This window comes from Paraburkholderia sp. RL17-337-BIB-A (assembly GCF_046025895.1).
GTDB lineage: Bacteria > Pseudomonadota > Gammaproteobacteria > Burkholderiales > Burkholderiaceae > Paraburkholderia > Paraburkholderia fungorum_C.
This window is the reverse complement of the sequence record NZ_JARESY010000001.1, coordinates 621,451-640,381: the sequence shown is the minus strand read 5'-3', so window position 1 is coordinate 640,381 and position 18,931 is coordinate 621,451. Positions and strand designations below refer to the sequence as shown.

At 63.0% G+C, this 18,931-nt stretch carries 18 protein-coding genes; 8 read left to right on the top strand and 10 right to left on the bottom strand.

Annotated elements, in window-relative coordinates:
* Nucleotides 1-177: 177 nt before the first annotated feature.
* The 9 genes from P0D84_RS03040 to P0D84_RS03000 form a co-directional block, all read right to left on the bottom strand.
* Nucleotides 178-1,230: an L-threonylcarbamoyladenylate synthase gene (locus P0D84_RS03040; RefSeq protein ID WP_408332327.1), complete on the bottom strand. Its 1,053-nt coding sequence runs from the start codon at nucleotides 1,228-1,230 to the stop codon at nucleotides 178-180.
* A gap of 10 nt (nucleotides 1,231-1,240) precedes the next feature.
* Entirely contained in the window at nucleotides 1,241-2,437 is a 1,197-nt protein-coding gene (locus P0D84_RS03035; RefSeq protein WP_408332325.1) for a 5-(carboxyamino)imidazole ribonucleotide synthase, read from the bottom strand.
* A 104-nt stretch (nucleotides 2,438-2,541) separates the two neighbouring features.
* Nucleotides 2,542-3,060, bottom strand: a complete 519-nt coding sequence (gene purE, locus P0D84_RS03030) for a 5-(carboxyamino)imidazole ribonucleotide mutase (RefSeq protein WP_029968172.1) — start codon at nucleotides 3,058-3,060, stop codon at nucleotides 2,542-2,544.
* Nucleotides 3,061-3,099: 39 nt separating this feature from the next.
* Nucleotides 3,100-3,990 (bottom strand): phosphoribosylaminoimidazolesuccinocarboxamide synthase, encoded by an 891-nt coding sequence (locus P0D84_RS03025; protein WP_028196245.1) that lies wholly within the window; start codon nucleotides 3,988-3,990, stop codon nucleotides 3,100-3,102.
* A gap of 132 nt (nucleotides 3,991-4,122) precedes the next feature.
* Nucleotides 4,123-5,187 carry a class II fructose-bisphosphate aldolase gene (fba, locus tag P0D84_RS03020; protein ID WP_063497240.1) on the bottom strand — a complete coding sequence of 355 codons (1,065 nt, stop codon included), beginning with the start codon at nucleotides 5,185-5,187 and terminating at the stop codon, nucleotides 4,123-4,125.
* Nucleotides 5,188-5,641: 454 nt separating this feature from the next.
* Nucleotides 5,642-7,078 (bottom strand): pyruvate kinase, encoded by a 1,437-nt coding sequence (gene pyk / locus P0D84_RS03015; protein WP_408339633.1) that lies wholly within the window; start codon nucleotides 7,076-7,078, stop codon nucleotides 5,642-5,644.
* Nucleotides 7,079-7,550: 472 nt separating this feature from the next.
* On the bottom strand, nucleotides 7,551-8,744 hold the full coding sequence (locus tag P0D84_RS03010; protein WP_408339630.1) for a phosphoglycerate kinase: 1,194 nt from the start codon (nucleotides 8,742-8,744) through the stop codon (nucleotides 7,551-7,553).
* 272 nt (nucleotides 8,745-9,016) lie between these two features.
* On the bottom strand, nucleotides 9,017-9,340 hold the full coding sequence (locus tag P0D84_RS03005; protein WP_132373242.1) for an AzlD domain-containing protein: 324 nt from the start codon (nucleotides 9,338-9,340) through the stop codon (nucleotides 9,017-9,019).
* Nucleotides 9,337-10,083 (bottom strand): AzlC family ABC transporter permease, encoded by a 747-nt coding sequence (locus P0D84_RS03000; protein ID WP_408332322.1) that lies wholly within the window; start codon nucleotides 10,081-10,083, stop codon nucleotides 9,337-9,339. Before P0D84_RS03000 ends, P0D84_RS03005 begins: the two co-directional genes overlap by 4 nt.
* A gap of 307 nt (nucleotides 10,084-10,390) precedes the next feature.
* Here P0D84_RS03000 and P0D84_RS02995 point away from each other — a divergent pair, with 307 nt between their 5' ends.
* The 6 genes from P0D84_RS02995 to P0D84_RS02970 all read left to right on the top strand — a co-directional run bounded on the left by P0D84_RS02995 (nucleotide 10,391) and on the right by P0D84_RS02970 (nucleotide 15,291).
* Nucleotides 10,391-11,314, top strand: a complete 924-nt coding sequence (locus P0D84_RS02995; protein WP_408332320.1) for a branched-chain amino acid transaminase — start codon at nucleotides 10,391-10,393, stop codon at nucleotides 11,312-11,314.
* Nucleotides 11,315-11,407: 93 nt separating this feature from the next.
* On the top strand, nucleotides 11,408-11,602 hold the full coding sequence (locus P0D84_RS02990) for a zinc-finger domain-containing protein (protein WP_408332318.1): 195 nt from the start codon (nucleotides 11,408-11,410) through the stop codon (nucleotides 11,600-11,602).
* A gap of 260 nt (nucleotides 11,603-11,862) precedes the next feature.
* Nucleotides 11,863-12,888 carry a lipopolysaccharide heptosyltransferase II gene (gene waaF, locus P0D84_RS02985; protein ID WP_408332317.1) on the top strand — a complete coding sequence of 342 codons (1,026 nt, stop codon included), beginning with the start codon at nucleotides 11,863-11,865 and terminating at the stop codon, nucleotides 12,886-12,888.
* A 178-nt stretch (nucleotides 12,889-13,066) separates the two neighbouring features.
* Nucleotides 13,067-13,513 carry a nuclear transport factor 2 family protein gene (locus P0D84_RS02980; protein WP_408332315.1) on the top strand — a complete coding sequence of 149 codons (447 nt, stop codon included), beginning with the start codon at nucleotides 13,067-13,069 and terminating at the stop codon, nucleotides 13,511-13,513.
* A 67-nt stretch (nucleotides 13,514-13,580) separates the two neighbouring features.
* Nucleotides 13,581-14,720, top strand: a complete 1,140-nt coding sequence (locus P0D84_RS02975) for a YheT family hydrolase (RefSeq protein ID WP_408332313.1) — start codon at nucleotides 13,581-13,583, stop codon at nucleotides 14,718-14,720.
* Complete coding sequence (locus tag P0D84_RS02970; RefSeq protein ID WP_408332311.1) at nucleotides 14,713-15,291, top strand: DUF2946 family protein; 579 nt, start codon at nucleotides 14,713-14,715, stop codon at nucleotides 15,289-15,291. Before P0D84_RS02975 ends, P0D84_RS02970 begins: the two co-directional genes overlap by 8 nt.
* Before the next feature lie 78 nt (nucleotides 15,292-15,369).
* On the opposite strand, the gene P0D84_RS02965 is transcribed toward P0D84_RS02970, so the two are convergent.
* Nucleotides 15,370-17,103 carry a M48 family metalloprotease gene (locus P0D84_RS02965; RefSeq protein WP_408332309.1) on the bottom strand — a complete coding sequence of 578 codons (1,734 nt, stop codon included), beginning with the start codon at nucleotides 17,101-17,103 and terminating at the stop codon, nucleotides 15,370-15,372.
* Between the two features lie 146 nt (nucleotides 17,104-17,249).
* On the opposite strand from P0D84_RS02965, the gene moaC reads away from it, so the two are divergent.
* Together moaC and P0D84_RS02955 are read left to right on the top strand one after the other, a co-directional pair.
* A complete protein-coding gene (gene moaC, locus P0D84_RS02960; RefSeq protein WP_408332307.1) occupies nucleotides 17,250-17,729 on the top strand; it encodes a cyclic pyranopterin monophosphate synthase MoaC in 480 nt (159 codons plus the stop codon).
* Between the two features lie 139 nt (nucleotides 17,730-17,868).
* The gene (locus P0D84_RS02955; protein ID WP_408332305.1) at nucleotides 17,869-18,852 is read left to right on the top strand and encodes a tyrosine-type recombinase/integrase; all 984 of its coding nucleotides are present in this window, start codon (nucleotides 17,869-17,871) and stop codon (nucleotides 18,850-18,852) included.
* Nucleotides 18,853-18,931: the final 79 nt, after the last annotated feature.

Here is an 18,931-nt window from a genome sequence, read left to right as displayed (position 1 = left end):
GAGTTTTGCGAACGCCTGGCTTGCTGGTCAAGCCAGGCGTTTTTTATTGCCTGCGCGGCACTTCTGATTAATCGCCAGCGGCGTTAGCGTGTCGTGATTTTTTTGCCTACGCGGCGCTCGATATCTATTTACCGCTGCGCGCGACCTTAGCGCTACACAGGCAAAAAAAATCAAACTTCAACCTTGTGCTTCAAAAGCCGCAGCAGCCCGGCCGAGCCGATCGTTCACAGCGATCCACTCAATCGTGTCCGGCAACTTCTCGATAAGAATCCGGCTCACATCCGCGCGATCCAGCGCCCTTAGCAGGCCATACAACTCGCGCGCATAGACATGCGGATCTTCCGGCGCGGCAATGAAATGCACGCCCTCGGCATGCGCCCACTCCCCTGCGCGGGACGCTCGCGCTACCAAGGCAACGCGCTCGTCGCCCTGGCGCGCCGCAAGCAAAGTCTGCAACGCATCAAAAGGCAGCAAAGCCAACGGCGTGCGCGGCGCGTAATGTGCCTTCAACGTCCCGGAAGCACGCGGCGCAGTCGCATCCGATCCGTCCGGCAATCTCGGCGCCTCGCCGAGCACATCGGCAATATCTTGCGGCGTGACGCGGCCAGGCCTTAACAGCGCTGGAAATCCACGCGACAAATCCAGAATCGTCGATTCGATCCCGACATCCGACGCGCCGCCGTCCAGCACATGAATCGCGCCGCCGAACTCTTCGCGCACATGCTGCGCAGTCGTCGGGCTCACATGGCCGAAGCGATTCGCCGACGGCGCCGCCACACCGCCATGCCCGCCACGCAACGCACTGAACGCTTCCAGCAAAGCCTGGGCAACCGGATGCGACGGGCAGCGCAGCCCCACCGAATCCTGCCCGCCGCTCACCGCTGCATCGATTCGCGCCGCGCGCTTCAGGATCAACGTGAGTGGCCCGGGCCAGAACGCATCGATCAAACGCTGGGCCTCAGCAGGCAAATGCTCGACCCAGTAGTTCGGATCGCCCTGCGGCGCCAGGTGCACGATCACCGGATGATTCGCCGGCCTGCCCTTCGCCGCATAAATACGCGCGACCGCGTCCGGACTCTCGGCGTCGCCGCCGAGTCCGTAGACAGTCTCCGTGGGGAACGCGACCAGACCACCTGCGTCGAGCAGCGCGGCCGCGTGCCCGATCTGCTCGGCGCTCACAGGCAAGGCGTTCGCAGCGCCTCCTTCGGCAGGTTTGCTTTGATCCGGCATGGCGCTCGTGTCAACTCGTGATGATATGCAGGAGCCGCGCGCAATCGCGGCCAGCCGTGCGGGCTTCTTCGAGCGTCGCGGCGGTGAAGTTCACGTGACCCATCTTACGGCCGCAACGCGCCTCTTCCTTGCCGTACAGGTGCAGACGCGCCGCCGGCATCGCGGCGACTTCGTGCCACGGCGGCGTGACCGCCGCGCGCTTCGGGCCGTCCGGGAACCAGACGTCGCCGAGGACATTCAGCATCACGGCCGGCGAATGCTGGCGCGTGTCGCCGAGCGGCATACCGGTCATCGCGCGCACCTGCTGTTCGAACTGGCTGGTGGCGCAGGCATCGACGGTGTAGTGGCCGGAGTTGTGCGGGCGCGGCGCCATTTCGTTGGCGACGAGCGATCCGTCTTCAAGGATGAAGAACTCGACGCACAGCACGCCCACATAGCCGAGCTTGTCGGCGATTTGCAGCGCGGCCTGTTGTGCCTGCCCGACCAGCGTCGAGCTGGCATCCGGCGCGGGGACGATGGTGTGCGATAGCACGCCGTCGCGATGCGTGTTCTGCGCCAGCGGATACACCACCGACGCGCCGCTCGCCGCGCGCGCAATCAGCGCGGACACCTCGAACTTCAGCGGCAAGCGCTTTTCCAGCACGCACGCCACGCCGGCGAGCGATGCATGCGCCTCGCGCACTTCCTCCGCGTTGCGCACGCGAATCTGGCCTTTACCGTCATAGCCCATGCGGGCAGTCTTGAGAATGCCCGGCAGCACCGCCTCGAGCTTCGCATCGTCGAGCGCGGCCAACGCATCCGACGACTCGATCACGACGTGTGGCGCCACCGCCACGCCTGACGACGCGATAAAACGCTTCTCGGCGATCCGGTCTTGCGCCACGGCGACGCAACGGCCCGCCGGGCTGACGAACGTGGTCCTGGCGAGGAAATCGAGGCTCGCGGCCGGCACGTTCTCGAATTCGGTCGAGACCGCCGCGCACAGGCGCGCGAGTTCGGTCAGCGACGCTTCGTCGTCGTAAGCCGCACGGATATGGCGGTCGGCCACCGCACCCGCCGGACTGGTTTCGTCCGGGTCGAGCACAGCGACGCGATAGCCCATCGCCTGCGCGGCAAAACAGAACATGCGGCCGAGCTGGCCGCCACCAACCATGCCAAGCCATGCGCCGGGCAGAATCGGTGAAACCGGTGTGTTGTCTGGGTTCATCTTAGTGGTCGGTCGCGGCCGGATGCGCATGCAAAACGTGCAATAGCGGCATCCGGCCGGGGGTCGGACATTGGGGGACGTCTAAAAGCAATCGGCCTTGGCGCTTACAGCGCCGGCAGCACCATTGCGTGAGCCGCTTCGTTCTGGCGCACGCGGAACGCCGCCAGTTTTTCCGCATACTCGGCGCTCGTGCCGCTCAGAATCGACACCGCGAACAGCGCCGCATTCGCCGCGCCCGCTTCGCCGATGGCAAACGTGGCGACCGGCACGCCCTTGGGCATCTGCACGATCGAATGCAACGAATCCACGCCCTTCAGATACTTGCTCGCCACCGGCACGCCGAGCACGGGCACCGTGGTCTTGGCGGCCAGCATGCCCGGCAGATGCGCCGCGCCGCCCGCACCCGCGATGATCGCGCGAATACCGCGCTCGCGCGCGCTCTCTGCATAGGCAAACATCTCGTCGGGCATGCGGTGCGCCGACACGACCTTCGCTTCGTACGGCACGCCGAATTCCTGCAGAATCGCCACGGCGTTCTTCATCACTTCCCAGTCGGAGCTGGAGCCCATCAGCACGCCGACAACGGGCGCGCCATGCGTATGGGCAGTTTGTGCTTCACTCATCTTACGGCTTCCTTGTTTCTTGACCAGTGCGAACCGTAATCAGGCGAGCTTGTGTCCGGTCAGGCGTTCGAGGGCTTCCTGGTACTTCTCGCCCGTCTTCGTGACCACGTCGTCCGGCAGCTTCGGTGCGGGCGGCTCTTTCTTCCACGGCTGGGTTTCGAGCCAGTCACGCACGAACTGCTTGTCGAACGACGGCGGGTTCGTGCCGACCTGATACTGGTCAGCCGGCCAGAAACGCGACGAATCGGCGGTCAACGCCTCGTCCATCAAATACAGTTGGCCGTGGTTGTCCAGGCCGAACTCGAATTTCGTGTCCGCGATGATGATGCCGCGCGTGGCAGCGTAGTCAGCGGCTTCCTTGTACAGCTTGATCGAGATGTCGCGGATCGTGGCCGACAGTTCGGTGCCGATGCGGCGCTCCATCTCGTTGTACGTGATGTTTTCGTCGTGGTGGCCCATTTCAGCCTTGGCTGCCGGCGTGAAAATCGGCTCGGGCAACTTCTGCGCGTTTTGCAGGCCGGGCGGCAGTTCCACGCCGCACACCGAGCCGGTTGCCTGGTAGTCTTTCCAGCCGCTGCCGGCCAGATAGCCGCGCACCACCGCTTCGACGAGGATCGGCTCGAGGCGCTTCACGACAACCGCGCGACCCTTCACCTGCTCGACTTCGTCTGCCGCCACCACGGATTCGGGCGCCACACCCGTGAGGTGATTCGGCACCACATGCTTGAGTTTCTCGAACCAGAAGTTCGCCATTTCGTTGAGCACGCGGCCCTTGTTCGGAATCGGCTCGCCCATGATGACGTCGAACGCCGACAGACGGTCGGTCGTGACGATCAGCAACTGGTCGTTGCCCACCGCATAGTTGTCGCGGACTTTACCGCGGCCGAGCAGCGGCAGCGAGTGGAGCGTGGATTCGTAAAGGGTAGACATCGTCGTGGTTCGCTAAAAGTGGGGCAAAAAGTGTGACCGGAACAAAAGGGAAACGCCGTTCCCCGGATGATGCGGGAACGGCGATCTAACGGCAACCTGGCCAATTGGCCAAGCCTGACGCTTAGTTATAGCTTAGCGGACAACCTGTGCGAGCTCGCCCGACTTGTATTTCTCCGCGATTTTATCAAGCGAAACCGGCTTGATCTTGCCAGCCTGGCCTTCGCAGCCGAATTGCGTGAAGCGCTCGAGACAGATCTTCATCGCGGCTTCGCGCGCCGGCTTCAGGTAGTCGCGCGGATCGAACTTGCCCGGATTGGTCGCCATGTAGCGGCGGATCGCGCCGGTGATCGCCAGACGCAGGTCGGTGTCGATATTGACCTTGCGCACGCCGTTTTTGATACCTTCCTGAATTTCCTCGACCGGCACGCCGTAGGTTTCCTTCATGTCGCCGCCGAATTCGCGGATTTCCGCGAGCAGCTCCTGCGGCACCGACGACGAACCGTGCATCACCAGATGCGTGTTCGGAATGCGCTGGTGAATTTCCTTGATGCGCTGGATCGACAGGATGTCGCCCGTGGGCTTCTTGCTGAACTTGTACGCGCCGTGCGACGTACCGATCGCGATCGCCAATGCGTCGCATTGCGTCAGCTTCACGAAGTCGGCTGCCTGCTCCGGGTCGGTCAGCAACTGTTCGCGGGTCATCGTGCCTTCCGCGCCGTGGCCGTCTTCCTTGTCGCCCTTCATGGTTTCGAGCGAACCGAGCACGCCCAGCTCCGCTTCCACCGTGATGCCGATCGAGTGCGCCGCTTCAACCACCTTGCGCGAGACTTCGACGTTGTATTCGTACGAGGCGACCGTCTTGCCGTCGGCTTCGAGCGAACCGTCCATCATCACGCTGGTGAAACCGCTGCGGATCGCCGCCATGCAGACCGCCGGCGACTGGCCGTGGTCCTGGTGCATCACGACCGGAATGTGCGGGTACGACTCGACCGCTGCTTCGATCAGGTGGCGCAGGAACGGCTCGCCCGCGTACTTACGCGCGCCGGCCGACGCCTGCATGATGACCGGGGCGTTGACCTTGTCGGCCGCCGCCATGATCGCCTGCACCTGCTCCAGGTTGTTCACGTTGAATGCCGGAATGCCATAACCGTTTTCCGCGGCATGGTCCAGCAGTTGACGCATTGATACGAGAGGCATGCTGTAACTCCTTAGATTGAAACGAATTCTGTGCCGTCGGCATCTTATTGGGCGATTTTATCGCGAAGCAAGCTGCATACCCTTTCACCCATTCCCTAAAGCGCGTTTTCCTTCACGCGCGATTGGAGTCTGTGCGCCGCCTCTCGCGGGGTATGGACAGCCTGCTTCGGTCAATCAAGTGTGTGTCGACCAGAGTTGGCGTGTCGACCCGAGTTAGCGCTTTAACGCTTACTCGGGTCCCATAGCGCTTACTCTGGTCCCATGCAACGCGCGCCGATCGAGCAGTCTTCGGTGTCGACCGGAGCTAGTGCTTCAGCACTTACTCCGGTCCCACACATAGTGAGTCGACGGGAATTAGCGTGTCGACCCGAGTAGCGTTTCGCCCAGAGTTAGCGCTTTAGTGCTTACTCTGGTGCCATAGCGCTTACTGCCGTCCCACACACAGTGCGCCGAATCAATACGGCTCGCCGACCCGCACGATCTTCAGCGTATTCGTGCCGCCCGCTTGCCCCATCGGCTCGCCGACGGTCAGCACAACCATGTCGCCACGCGACGCGTAACCCTTGCCGACCACGGTTTCCAGCGCCTGCTGCAACGCGGTGTCGCGGTCAGTGCTGGTGTCCAGATGCAGCGACGTGACATTGCGGTAGATCGCCATGGCCCGTTCGCTGCCGACGCGCGGCGTGAGCGCGAAAATCGGCACGTGGGTCCAATGACGCGACATCCACAGCGCGGTCGAACCCGATTCGGTCAACGCGACGATTGCCTTCGCGCCCAGGTGGAACGCCGTAAACAGCGCGCCCATGGCGATGGACTGGTCGATTCGCGTGAACGTGCGGTCGAGGAAATCCTTGTCCAGCTCGGACTGCTCCGACTTCTCCGCTTCCACGCAGATCGCCGCCATCGTCTCGATGGTCTGCACCGGGTACTTGCCCGCCGCCGATTCGGCCGACAGCATCACCGCGTCGGTGCCGTCCAGCACCGCGTTGGCGACGTCCGACACTTCGGCGCGGGTCGGCACCGGCGCGTAGATCATCGACTCCATCATCTGGGTCGCGGTGATCACGAACTTGTTCGATTCGCGCGCCATACGAATCATGCGCTTTTGCAGCGCGGGAACTGCGGCATTCCCCACTTCCACGGCCAAGTCGCCACGCGCGACCATGATGCCGTCCGATGCGTCGAGGATGCCTTGCAGCGCCGGAATCGCTTCCGCACGCTCGATCTTCGCGATCATCTTCGGCTTGATGCCGTATGGCGCACCCGCAATGTTCGCGAGCTGACGGGCCATTTCCATGTCGGTGGAGTTCTTGGGGAACGATACCGCGACGTAATCCACACCGAGCGACATGGCCGTGCGGATGTCTTCCATGTCTTTGGCCGTCAGCGCCGGCGCCGTGAGGCCGCCGCCCTGGCGGTTGATACCCTTGTTGTTCGACAGTTCGCCACCGATCTTCACCGTGGTGTGAATCTCGCTGCCGAGCACGCGCACAACGTCGAGCACGATCAGGCCGTCGTTGAGCAACAGGACGTCGCCCGGTTTCAGGTCGCGCGGCAGGTCTTTGTAGTCGAGACCGGAGCGTTGTTCATTACCGAGTTCGCACTCGGCGTCAAGAATGAACGGCTCGCCGGCGACCAGCGTGATCTTGCCGTTTTCGAATTTGCCGACCCGAATCTTCGGGCCTTGCAGGTCAGCCATGATGGCAACTTCACGGCCGGCCTGGCGGGCCGCCTCGCGCACGAATTCGGCGCGCTGGCGGTGGTCGTCGGCGGTGCCGTGCGAGAAATTGAGCCGCACCACGTCCAACCCTGCCTGAATCATTTGCAGCAGGATTTCCGGCGTGCTGGAAGCCGGTCCGATGGTGGCGACAATCTTGGTGGCGCGATGCATGAGTCTCCTCGTCTGGATGGGATCGCTGGAAAGAGCGCTGCGAGTCGGTTGCGGAGGCTGCGCACCGAAGGATGCTGCCGGGGGCTGCGCGCCGGTTGAAACCAGCGTCGCTCTATGGGGTGAAGCGGTGTTCGACACCAGCACGGGGGGTGCCGGTGGGGGGGCGAGCGCGACCTCTTCGTCAGGGAGTTCTGCTGGGGAGGAAGCGGCTGGTGCAGCATCTGCACCGGACAATTCGGCTCCCTCGACGGCAGTGGTCAACTCCGCGAGCGCGAGGGGCGAGCCGGATTCTTCATGTTGCTGGCTAGCTGACACGATCGCGGACTCAACCGCCGGATCGGCCGCTGCCGGAATGGCTGCAGAGGGCGTTTCGCGCTCCTTGGCCGTTGCTGCTGCGGTATTGCGCGCCTTGCCGGCAGGCTGACCGTCGCGCGCTTTTGCAGACTTCGCTGAGGGGGAGCGCGTCGCCACGTTAAGCCCGCGATTCCAGGACTTCGACCGCAGGCAGTTTCTTGCCCTCGAGGAATTCGAGGAAGGCGCCGCCACCCGTCGAGATGTAGCTCACCTTGTCGTGGATGCCGTACTTGGCAATGGCCGCGAGCGTGTCGCCGCCGCCTGCAATCGAAAACGCCGACGATTTGGCGATCGCGTCGGCCAGGGTCCTGGTGCCGTTGCCGAACTGGTCGAACTCGAACACGCCGACCGGGCCGTTCCACACAATCGTGCCGGCCTTTTCCAGTTGTGCTGCGAGCACCTTGGCGGTTTCCGGTCCGATGTCGAGGATCATGTCGTCGTCTTGAACGTCGGCGACGGCTTTGATTTCGGCTTTGGCGGTAGGCGAAAACTCTTTCGCCGTGACCACGTCGGTCGGGATCGGCACCGAGGCGCCGCGGGCTTTCGCTGCGTCGATGATGGCTTTGGCTTCATTGACCAGATCGGCTTCCGCGAGCGACTTGCCGATTTTCAGGCCGGCGGCCAGCATGAACGTATTGGCGATACCGCCGCCCACGATCAACTGGTCGACCTTGTCAGCCAGCGATTTCAGAATGGTCAGCTTGGTGGACACCTTCGAGCCGGCGACGATCGCCACCAGCGGCCGCTTCGGCGCACCCAGCGCCTTGCCGAGCGCTTCCAGCTCGGCGGCCAGCAGCGGGCCGGCGCAGGCGACCGGCGCGTACTTCGCAATGCCGTGGGTGGTGGCTTCAGCGCGGTGTGCGGTGCCGAACGCGTCGTTCACGTAGATGTCGCAGAGCTTCGCCATTTTCTGCGCGAGCTCGTCGGAATCTTTCTTTTCACCCTTGTTTACGCGGCAGTTTTCCAGCAGCACGACCTGGCCCGGCGCTACATTCACGCCGTTTTCGACCCAGTTCGCGACCAGCGGGACGTCACGGCCGAGCAGTTCGGCGAGGCGCTTTGCCACCGGCGCGAGCGAGTCTTCCGGCTTGAAATCGCCTTCGGTGGGGCGGCCCAGGTGCGACGTGACCATCACGGCGGCGCCGGCGTCCAGCGCGGCCTTGATAGCCGGCACGGAGGCGCGGATACGGGTGTCTTCGGTGATGTTGCCTTGATCGTCCTGCGGCACGTTCAGATCGGCGCGGATGAACACGCGTTTGCCGGAAAGCTTGCCTTCGGCGATCAGATCGGAGAGACGCAATACCTTGTTCATGGGCGTGTGTGTGCGAGTTGATGGGAAGGCGGTGGCGGACGACGCACTGCCATAGAGGCGCGGCAAACTCCAGCGCTTCGGCACGGCAGCGGCTCCACTGAATCGGGCGCCAGCGGATCGGCCGCGGCTGTCGCGCCATGCACCGGCGCGCTTATCCCGGAAACGACCATTTTAACTGATCCACACTGCCTTCTGACCCGCAACCAGGCGAATGTCCCGTATTTGGAGGATGCGCCACGCATTCCGCAACGCAGCATTTTCGCCTCGCTCCATCACATGAAGAGGCGCAGGAGTGTGAACACGACCATTCCCACCACGATTGTGCCGAGCATGGTGCGCCGCCACAGAAACCACGCCAGACCGGACAGCGTCGCGTAAAACTCGTGGTTCGACGGTGCGAATGAGAGTCCGTCCGGCGTCGCCAGCACATCGGGCAGCACCACGGCGGCAAGCGCCGCGGCCGGCGCATAGCGCAGCATCCGCTGCACGCGCGCCGGCAACACCGTGCGCTCGCCGCCGATTAGAAACATCGCGCGTGTCAGGGCGGTGACGAAGGTCATGCCGAAAATGGCGAGCCAGATCTGCGTGGATGTCATTGGGAATCTCCGGCGCTGTTACGGATGCGGCGCAAGTCGGCGCGTTCGGCCATCAGGTCGGCGGCACTGCCGGCGATGATCGCGGCGATCACCGCCAGCGGCAGCGCGAGCCGGTATGGCAGGTCGAACGCCAGCAGCGACACCACGCCAGCCATGCTGACGGCAACCAGCGTCGAACGGGTGGCGATCGCCGACACCATGATGGGCAGCAAAGCCAGCGTACCCGCCAGCGCGAGACCCCAGTTATCCGGAATCAGGCTCGCCAGCAGAATGCCGACGATCGACGACACCTGCCATGACAGCCAGCTGCACACGGCCATGCCCCAGAAGTACGCCTCCTTGCCCGGCACGTAGCCGGTCTGGAAGCTCTTCTTCTGGAACAGCAGATAGATCACGTCGCCGTTGAAGTAGCCGAGTACGATGCGCCGCCACATCGGCAGATACGAAAAATGCGGCGCGAGGCCGGCGCTGAAGATCACGAAACGCGTATTGACCATCGCGGCCGTGAGCAGCACGGTCCAGATCGGCAATCTGGCGGCGAGCAGCGGCAGCACCGCCAGTTGCGACGAGCCCGCGTAGCACAGCAACGACATGGTGAGCGCCTGCGGCAGCGTAAGCACGGACTTGCTCATCGCAATACCCGTGACCAGGCCCCAGGAGAAAATCGCCATCAGCGTGGGCGAATAGTCGCGTGCGCCCTCACGGAAAGCACGACGATCGGTATCTGATAGACGAGCGAGCATGAGGTGAAACGCGGGCGCCAAGGGGCGCCGCAACGAAGGGAGGTCGACGCCAGGTCGTCAGGCACCCGCTGGCGCATCCGGATTTGAATTATGCGTGCGCTGAAGTATAGCGCCCGGGATGCGGCCAAATGCCCGTTCCTTGTGCAAAAGACGCTAAAATAGCGCTCCTCGACTTCACACCAAAAGAAAACCCCGGGCCGCCCCGCGTTTTCCGCCCGAAGGAAGTCCCCTTGGGGATTCCCCCTCGGGGGACTTGGCGCGCAGCGGCAGGTTTGGGGGCTCTCACACATTCCCGCTGGAGAATCGTATGTCAATGGCCGACCGCGACGGCAAGATCTGGATGGATGGCAAGCTCATCGACTGGCGCGACGCCAAGATCCACGTGCTCACTCACACGCTGCATTACGGCATGGGCGTTTTCGAAGGCGTACGCGCCTACAAGACGGCGGATGGCGGCACCGCGATTTTCCGCCTCCAGGAACACACCAAGCGCCTCCTGAACTCGGCCAAGATCTTCCAGATGGACGTGCCGTTCGACCACGAAACGCTGGCCGCCGCACAGTGCGAAGTGGTGCGCGAAAACAAGCTGGAATCGTGCTACCTGCGCCCGATCATCTGGGTCGGCTCGGAAAAGCTCGGCGTGTCCGCCAAGGGCAACACGATCCACGTGGCGATCGCCGCCTGGCCGTGGGGCGCTTACCTCGGTGAAGACGGTATCGCCAAGGGCATCCGCGTGAAGACTTCGTCGTTCACGCGCCATCACGTGAACGTGTCGATGGTCCGCGCCAAGGCATCGGGCTGGTACGTGAACTCGATCCTCGCCAATCAGGAAGCCATCGCCGACGGTTACGACGAAGCGCTCTTGCTCGACGTGGACGGTTACGTATCGGAAGGTTCGGGCGAGAACTTCTTCCTCGTGAACAACGGCAAGCTCTATACGCCGGATCTGTCGTCGTGCCTCGACGGCATCACGCGCGACACGGTCATCACGCTGGCGCGCGACGCGGGCATCCAGGTGATCGAAAAACGCATCACGCGCGACGAGGTCTATACCTGCGACGAAGCGTTCTTCACCGGCACCGCCGCCGAAGTCACGCCGATCCGCGAACTCGACAACCGCACGATCGGCTCGGGCGCACGCGGCCCGATCACCGAGAAGCTGCAATCGGGCTTCTTCGATATCGTGAACGGCAAGAGCGAGAAATACGCGCACTGGCTGACCAAGATCTAACGCGCGCTGCGCCGCCACCAGGGCCTCGGCCCCTCGGCCATCGCCCTTTTGACGGCGCAACGCACGGACCCTGCATACAACGAGACAGTCCCCATGAGCGAAATCAAGGAAATGCCGCTGGTCGAACTGTCGGCAAGAGATCTGCCGGCATATTGTCCGAATCCGTCGATGCCGCGCTGGAGCACGCACCCGCGTGTCTTTATCGATGTCACGCACGGCGAAGCGCGCTGCCCGTATTGCGGCACGCGCTACAAGCTGCGCGACGGCGAAGTGGTCAAGGGTCATTAAGCCTGCTGAACACTGCGCGTTGATCGCTTGCTGCGCTTCTTGCCTGCGTGCCTGCTACCCGGTCCGTTGTGTGACGGATCGGTTCTGGTTTTGCAGCAGAGCGTAGCAAGCCAGGCGCTTCGCAACCAGGCCGCAGCCGCGGCGGGGCCAGCCATGCTGGAACTGCGCCGCAAAGCTCGCGGCTTTTCCCCTTTTCAACAATCGAACGTCACGCGCATGGTTCGCGCGGCGCTTCGTTTCGATACCGGACACTCACTCTGATGCGTCGCGCGTTGGTTATCGCACCGAACTGGATCGGTGACGCATTGATGGCGCAGCCGCTGTTTGCGCGCCTCGTGAAATTGCATCCACGCATCGTGATCGATGCGGTCGCGCCTTCGTGGGTTGCGCCCGTGCTCGAACGCATGCCCGAGATTCGCGACGTTTACGCTACGGACCTCGCGCACGGCAAGCTGCAGATGCTGCGCCGCTGGCAGCTGGCGAGCGACTTGCGCGATGTCGGCTACGACGCGGCCTATGTCCTGCCGAATTCGTTCAAGTCGGCACTGATTCCGTGGATGGCGGGCATTCCGCTGCGCATCGGCTACACCGGCGAAAGCCGCTACGGCTTGCTGAACGTGCGTCACACGAACCCGCGCAAGGACGAGCGCCCGCCAATGGTCGGCCAGTACGCAGCCCTCGCCTATGCGCCCGGCGGCAAGCTCCCCGGCGACCTGCCGACGCCACGGCTCGACGCGGACCTGAACGAAGCGTCACGCGTGTCGGCGCGCTTCAATCTGGACACGCGCGTGCCGCTGCTGGTGTTCTGCCCGGGCGCCGAGTACGGTCCGGCGAAACGCTGGCCGCCCGAGTATTTCGCGGCGCTCGCGCAGATGGTGGGCCAGTCGTTCCCGTACACGCAGATCGTCGCGCTCGGCTCACCGAAAGACGCGCCGCTCGCTCAGGCGATCGCCGAGAAAGCGCCGAACGTGCGCAACCTGTGCGGCCAAACGGCGCTGGGCGAGGCCTGCGCGCTGATCTCGCGAGCCAATGCGGTCGTCACCAACGATTCCGGCCTGATGCATGTGGCCGCCGCGCTGCGCCGCCCGCTGGTGGCCGTGTACGGTTCGACCGATCCGCGCCACACGCCGCCCTTGTCCGAGCTTGCGAAGGTACAATGGCTTCATCTCGAATGCAGCCCCTGTTTTCAGCGCGAGTGTCCGCTCGGCCATCTGAACTGCCTGAAGCAGCTGAGCGCCGAGCAGGTATTCGGCGATTTGCGCGGCATGTTGCTTGCGCAACGTTGAACCCAGCTAATTCGGCTGATACTTGCACGCAACACCGCACGCCCCCGAGCGCGTCGCGTCATGTTCGCGCCTTGCGGCACGGGCATTCTCGCGCCTGGGTGCGATTGTCCGGTGAGCCGGACTGTCCCGCTGACCGCTGCCCCGCAACCGCGCGCCGCGCACAAGAGACTGACGAGCCATGCCACGTTTTGCCCATATCTTCGAAGCCGCCGCCGATACGCTGAACGCCTATTACCAGGCCGTCGCCGAGGTGAATATCGACAGCTTGATGGGCCTGTGGATCGATGAGGAGTTCGTGAGCTGCATCTGTGCCGACGGCTCCCACCTGCACGGTCTCGAGAGCATTCGCGCCGGCTTGCAAACCCAGCTCGAAGCCGCGCCCGTTTCGATTGAACCGCTCGATATTCGCGTCTACGACAGCCTCGGCACCGTCGTCTATGCCATTGCCGAAGCACACCGCCCGGCTGATCCGAAGGCGACGCCCGCGATGGTGTTCACCACGTATGTGATGGTCCACGAGCGCGGCGAGTGGAAGATTGCGCATATTCACGCGAGTCCGATGCCGAATGAGGCCGCCAGCCAGTTCGCCACGAAGATGCGGCATGGCCAGGGTTCGCTGCACTGACGCCTGACGGGCGTTTTCGTCTGTTCAGACCGTTTTACCGGTTTTACTTTTTTGCTTCGACGCTGGCATGAGCACGCCCCGCAGGAAGTCGCCCGCCCCGAACGAAGTCCCCTCCGGGGCCTGGGGAACGACGCACGATGAATCCGCTTCTGGCGGCACAGCACGCGCCGTGGCAGCAGTCGAAGCTACCGTCGATCTGCTCTACCGCGCGCCGCTCTGGCTGCCGAACCGGCATGTGCAGACCATTGTCCCGTCGCTGTTTGCGCGCCGTCCGGTCATTGCGTTCCGGCGCGAACGCTGGGATACGCCGGATGGCGATTTCATCGATCTCGATTGGGTCGTGCATGACGGCCAAACCGCCGCTGCGCTCGCCCCCGCCTCCCCGCCTCACGTTCCCGCCGACGACGCTCCGCTGTTCGTCCTGTTTCACGGCCTCGAAGGCAGTTCCACGTCGCACTACGCCGCCACGTTGATGGCGGCCGCGCGTGAGTACGGCTGGCACGGCGTGGTGCCGCACTTTCGCAGTTGCAGCGGAGCGCTGAATCTGTTGCCGCGCTTCTACCATCTCGCCGATAGCAACGAAGTCGACTGGATTCTGCGGCGCTTGCGCGCCACGCATCGCGGGCCGATCGTGGCGGCGGGCGTGTCGCTCGGCGGCAATGTGCTGCTGCGCTGGCTTGGCGAGCGGCGCGAAGAGGCGTCGCCGGTGCTCTCGGCCGCCGCGGCGATTTCTACGCCGATCGACGTACATGCCGGCGGCCGCGCGTTGTCGCAGGGCTTCGGCATGGTCTACACGCGCAGTTTCCTGAAGACGCTGAAGCAGAAGGCCGAGCAGAAGCTCGCGCAGTTTCCCGGGCTGTTCGACCGCGACGCGATGCTGGCGAGCCGCACGATGTACGACTTCGACAATGTGGTGACGGCACCGCTGCACGGCTTTCGCGATACCGACCACTACTGGAGCAGCGCGACCACGCGTCCGTTGCTGCCTGGCATTGCCGTGCCGACACTCGTGCTGAACGCACGCAACGACCCGTTCTTACCGGCCGAAGCGTTGCCGGCTCGGCACCAGGTGTCGGCAGCGGTGGAACTTGATCAACCCAGGCATGGCGGCCACGCCGGTTTTATGACTGGGCCCTTCCCGGGGCGCATCGACTGGTTGTCGCGGCGCGTGCTCGGTTATCTGGAGCGGTACGTCGATCATGGATGACATTGTCAAACAGGCCTTGGCCAAATGGCCGAATGTGCCGAGTTGCACCGGATGGTTGATGCTGGACCGGCGCGGCAACTGGCGCATGCGGGACGAAGCCGCTCAGGCCGGCGGTGAGCCAGGCACGGCGATCCGGCACGAGGCGTTGCTCGGGTTTATCAATCGGAATTACGACGCCGACGAACGCGGGCAGTGGTTTTTCCAGAATGGGCCGCAGCGGGTGTATGTCGAGTTGGGCTATACGCCGTGGGTCGTCAGGTTGTCGGCTGATGTCACTGGCGCGCTTGCCTTGACCGACCAGGCCGGCGGAGCTTTCGAACCTTCGGCTGTGTTCGTCGACGATGACGGCGGGATTCTGTTTGTCGATAGCTCGGTGCCACCGAGGGTCGCTGTTTTGCACGATCACGATCTCGAGGTTTTTTCCGATCACGCAGCGTTGGGCGATGACTCGATGAGCGGGGAGTTTCGCTGGAACAACGGGGTTGTTTTGCCTTTGCAGGGCGTGCTGCGAAATGAGGTTGCCGAGCGGTTCGGATTTGTCGATAGTCCGGCCGCTGCGGCGAGTGCTTAGGCCGTTTGGCTACTGATCGCTGGGATTGGCTGCATAGTCCGCATTCTGGTCAGATCGAAGGCGGGCGAGTCCTAACTCCTAACTCTTCTCGTCAAGGCGTTCCTCTTTATACCGGCTCTCCATTTCATGTAACCGGGCATCGACGGTGGCGAGATCGTAGTAGCCGATCGCCTTCAGATCGCGTGCCTCCTTCAGTTGCCGGATGGCTGATGGCCATGCCCCCTCGAGAGCGAATTTTTCGGCGAGCGCCCGATGCTGCGTCAACGCATCCCCGCTGCCCGCACTCGCCTGCGCCAGATACAACCACCATGCAGGCTGATCGGGCTGCGCACGCGTCTCTTTCAAAGCCAAAGCCTGCGCCGCGGCAAAGCGCTTCAACGTCAGCAAGGTCTGAATATGCATGTCGATCGCGGCGTTCGACTGCGGCCAACGCTTCTGTGCAAAGTCGGCCAGACGAGCCGCCTCGTCATCACGCCCGGCGCGGCGCGCGATGTCGGCCGCCAGCACGTCGAGGCTCGGCGAACTGCGCATAGGCTCACCTTCGCTGCGCTCTCCGTTTGCGAACGCGGCACGCGACACCGCCAGCGACGCCACTGCATCGTCGTATCGCTCGAGCAGCATCTGCCCGTATGCAATCCCGTACCAGTTCGCGGCCACGTTCACTGCGGTACGGTCCTCGATTTCGGAGCGCAGGCGCGAAATCTCGTCCGCGTATTCACTGCGCGAGCGGTCCTGCAGCAAGCGCGCCCGCGCTCGCACAAAACCGTATTCGGAGGTCTGATGCGGTTGCCGGTAAGGCGCGCGGCGCGCACGGTCCTCCATGTCGGCAATCCGTTCGCCAGTCAGCGGATGGGTGCGCGCATAGGCCGGTATGCCCGTGTCGCTCATCGCCGCGCGATCGAGGCGGCCAAAAAACGTCGTCATTGCGTAGGGGTCGTAGCCGGCGCCGGCTAGCAGCAGAAAGCCGACGCGGTCCGCTTCGTGTTCGGCGGAGCGCGAGAAACGCAGCTGGTTGTCGACCGCATAAGCCTGGCCGCCAATCGCAATCGCGCTGCCGAGGTCGCCACTGTGCGCGAGCACGCCCGCCAGAACGCCGAACAACAGGCCGGCGAGCGCGGCATAGGAGCTGCGCTCGCCGGTCGTGATCATTCGCGAAATGTGCCGCTGCAAGACGTGCCCCATCTCGTGGCCGAGCACGGAGGCGAGTTCGGACTCGGTTTGCGTCGTCACGATCAAACCGGTGTTCACGCCGATAAAGCCACCTGGCAGCGAGAAGGCGTTGATCTGCGCATCGCGGACTGCGAACAACTCGAAGTCCGGACGATAGCCGCCGATATATAGCGCGTTCGCAGCCGCGGCGAGTTTCGCAGCGACCGAGTTCAGGTAGTCCCGCACCAGCCAGTCGTCGAGATAGTCCGGGTCGCGGCGCAATTCGCGCATCACGCGCTCGCCGAGCCTGCGCTCGGCTTGCGGCGTCAGCGAGTCGGAGCCGCCGTTACCGAGGTCGGGTAATTGCTGCGGGACGATTGGGGCGCGCCAGTTGGTGGTCACGCCCGAGTTGCCGGAGAAGCGGCTCTGGGCGCCGCCATAGACGCCGAAGACGCCTTGCGCGATATCGGATGGGATGATGGGGTTGGCGAAAGTTTCGGCTGGGCCGCTTTCCAACGGCGGTTCCGCGGACTGCATGTTGAGGGCGAGGCTTGTGCTTGTATTCGTACTCGTGCCCGATACGCCGCGCGATTGCGCGTACGCGCCCGGCGGAGTCGCGAGCGCGAAACACAACAACGCAGCAAGAAACCGTTTCGAACGCATCGCGAGGTCGGTTAGCGAGGTCGGTTAGCGAAGTCGAAAAGCAACGCCCGCCGCTCGGACTAAGATAGCGGGCATAGGGCAATTGTAATCAGCTTCGCCCGCCCAGCCACACTGCTATGATAGGCGCCCTCTGAAGGAGCCCAACCATGCCTGAACTCACTCATTTCGACGCCGCCGGCCAGGCGCATATGGTGGACGTCGGCAGCAAGCAGGAGACCAGGCGCATCGCTATCGCGCGTGGCTCGATTCGCATGCTGCCGGAGACCTTCGCGCTGATTCGCGACGGCAACGCCAAGAAGGGCGACGTAATCGGCATCGCGCGTATCGCCGCGATTCAAGGGTCGAAGCGCACCGCCGATCTGATTCCGCTATGTCATCCGCTCGCGCTGACGCGCGTCAAAGTGGACTTCGAACTCGATGAAACGCTGCCTGGCGTGCATTGCAAGGTCCAGGTCGAAACGCTGGGACGCACGGGCGTGGAGATGGAAGCGCTAACCGCCGTGCAAATCGGCTTGCTGACGGTGTACGACATGTGCAAGGCGGTGGATCGCGGGATGACGATCACCGATGTGAAGGTGCTGGAGAAGCACGGCGGGAAATCGGGGGATTGGGTGGCGGCGGGTTAAGGTATTGTTTTTTAAGCCTTAGTTCGACGCTGCGCTTGATTCTGCAACGAAGCCGTCCCCTGACGCGTGCAGCGCAGACCTGACTTTTGGGGTCCAGAAAATCGATCTTGCTCCAATCCTGCTCCACTTAGGAACAGGAATGGCCGCTATACACCGTAGAAAAGACAAATGGCAGGTGCGCATTCGCCGTAAGGGGTTCCCTGTCGAAGTAAAGACTTTCAACACCCGCGCCGATGCGGAACAGTGGGCGCGATCCGTCGAAACAGAGATGGATCGGGGAGCCTTCATTAGTCGCAGTGAAGCCGAAGCCAACACTCTCGAAGACATCATCAAGCGTTACGTCACCGACGTTTGTCCCACAAGGCGTAGCGGTATGGACGAAATATCGCGGCTTCGCGCTACATGCCGCACCAAACTTGCGAAACTCAGCATGATCGCGTTGACGCCGAAGGCAGTTGCGGCTTATCGGGACGAACGGCTGAAAAAAGTGAAGCCAGCCACGGTGATTCGGGAACTGGCGTATCTATCAGCGATCATCAATCACGCCCGTCGTGAATGGGACATCAATATCGCGAACCCGGTCACAATGGTTCGTAAACCGCCTTCACCGCAAGGTCGAGATCGTGTACTCACCACCGACGAAGAAACTCGCCTTCTTGCGGCAATGGTCCCGGCTGGACGGCGAAGCGTATGGCTGCTTCCGGCAACAATCCTGAGCTTGGAAACAGGTATGCGGCGCGGCGAACTCGTTGAACTGCGATGGTCGAATATCAACTTGGAAGCCCAGACAGCGCATTTGCCGCTCACCAAGAATGGTTCGGCACGAACGGTTCCGTTGTCCAAGAAGGCCGTCAGAATCTTGGCTGACCTTCCCCGTTCTATTGAAGGCAACGTGATTCCCGTCAAAGGGAATACCTTGCATGCGGCTTTCAGGAAGGCTTGCAAACGGGCTGAGATCACCGACTTTCATTGGCACGACTTGCGCCATACAGCGATTACCCGATTGGCGCACAAGTTGCCGAACTTGATCGAACTTGCGGCAGTGTCTGGACATCGCAACTTGGGAATGTTGAAACGGTACTACCATCCGTCCGCTACCGAGTTGGCTCAAAAACTCGGCTGAATGGCAGGAAGATATTCCCGTCGGCTGGACCCACTATCTTACTTGGTAGTGGGTCAAAGCAATGTCTTCCCGAGATCGA

Bases quoted from the DNA above. Each gene is read 5' to 3' on its own strand.
- P0D84_RS02980 (WP_408332315.1), top strand. From the start codon at position 13,067: ATGCCACGTTTTGCCCATATCTTCGAAGCCGCCGCCGATACGCTGAAC.
- P0D84_RS03005 (WP_132373242.1), bottom strand. From the start codon at position 9,340: ATGACATCCACGCAGATCTGGCTCGCCATTTTCGGCATGACCTTCGTC.
- P0D84_RS03010 (WP_408339630.1), bottom strand. From the start codon at position 8,744: ATGAACAAGGTATTGCGTCTCTCCGATCTGATCGCCGAAGGCAAGCTT.
- P0D84_RS02965 (WP_408332309.1), bottom strand. From the start codon at position 17,103: ATGCGTTCGAAACGGTTTCTTGCTGCGTTGTTGTGTTTCGCGCTCGCG.
- P0D84_RS02990 (WP_408332318.1), top strand. From the start codon at position 11,408: ATGAGCGAAATCAAGGAAATGCCGCTGGTCGAACTGTCGGCAAGAGAT.
- P0D84_RS03035 (WP_408332325.1), bottom strand. From the start codon at position 2,437: ATGAACCCAGACAACACACCGGTTTCACCGATTCTGCCCGGCGCATGG.
- purE (WP_029968172.1), bottom strand. From the start codon at position 3,060: ATGAGTGAAGCACAAACTGCCCATACGCATGGCGCGCCCGTTGTCGGC.
- P0D84_RS03025 (WP_028196245.1), bottom strand. From the start codon at position 3,990: ATGTCTACCCTTTACGAATCCACGCTCCACTCGCTGCCGCTGCTCGGC.
- P0D84_RS02995 (WP_408332320.1), top strand. From the start codon at position 10,391: ATGTCAATGGCCGACCGCGACGGCAAGATCTGGATGGATGGCAAGCTC.
- P0D84_RS02955 (WP_408332305.1), top strand. From the start codon at position 17,869: ATGGCCGCTATACACCGTAGAAAAGACAAATGGCAGGTGCGCATTCGC.
- fba (WP_063497240.1), bottom strand. From the start codon at position 5,187: ATGCCTCTCGTATCAATGCGTCAACTGCTGGACCATGCCGCGGAAAAC.
- P0D84_RS03000 (WP_408332322.1), bottom strand. From the start codon at position 10,083: ATGCTCGCTCGTCTATCAGATACCGATCGTCGTGCTTTCCGTGAGGGC.
- P0D84_RS02975 (WP_408332313.1), top strand. From the start codon at position 13,581: ATGAGCACGCCCCGCAGGAAGTCGCCCGCCCCGAACGAAGTCCCCTCC.
- waaF (WP_408332317.1), top strand. From the start codon at position 11,863: ATGCGTCGCGCGTTGGTTATCGCACCGAACTGGATCGGTGACGCATTG.
- P0D84_RS02970 (WP_408332311.1), top strand. From the start codon at position 14,713: ATGGATGACATTGTCAAACAGGCCTTGGCCAAATGGCCGAATGTGCCG.
- P0D84_RS03040 (WP_408332327.1), bottom strand. From the start codon at position 1,230: ATGCCGGATCAAAGCAAACCTGCCGAAGGAGGCGCTGCGAACGCCTTG.
- pyk (WP_408339633.1), bottom strand. From the start codon at position 7,078: ATGCATCGCGCCACCAAGATTGTCGCCACCATCGGACCGGCTTCCAGC.
- moaC (WP_408332307.1), top strand. From the start codon at position 17,250: ATGCCTGAACTCACTCATTTCGACGCCGCCGGCCAGGCGCATATGGTG.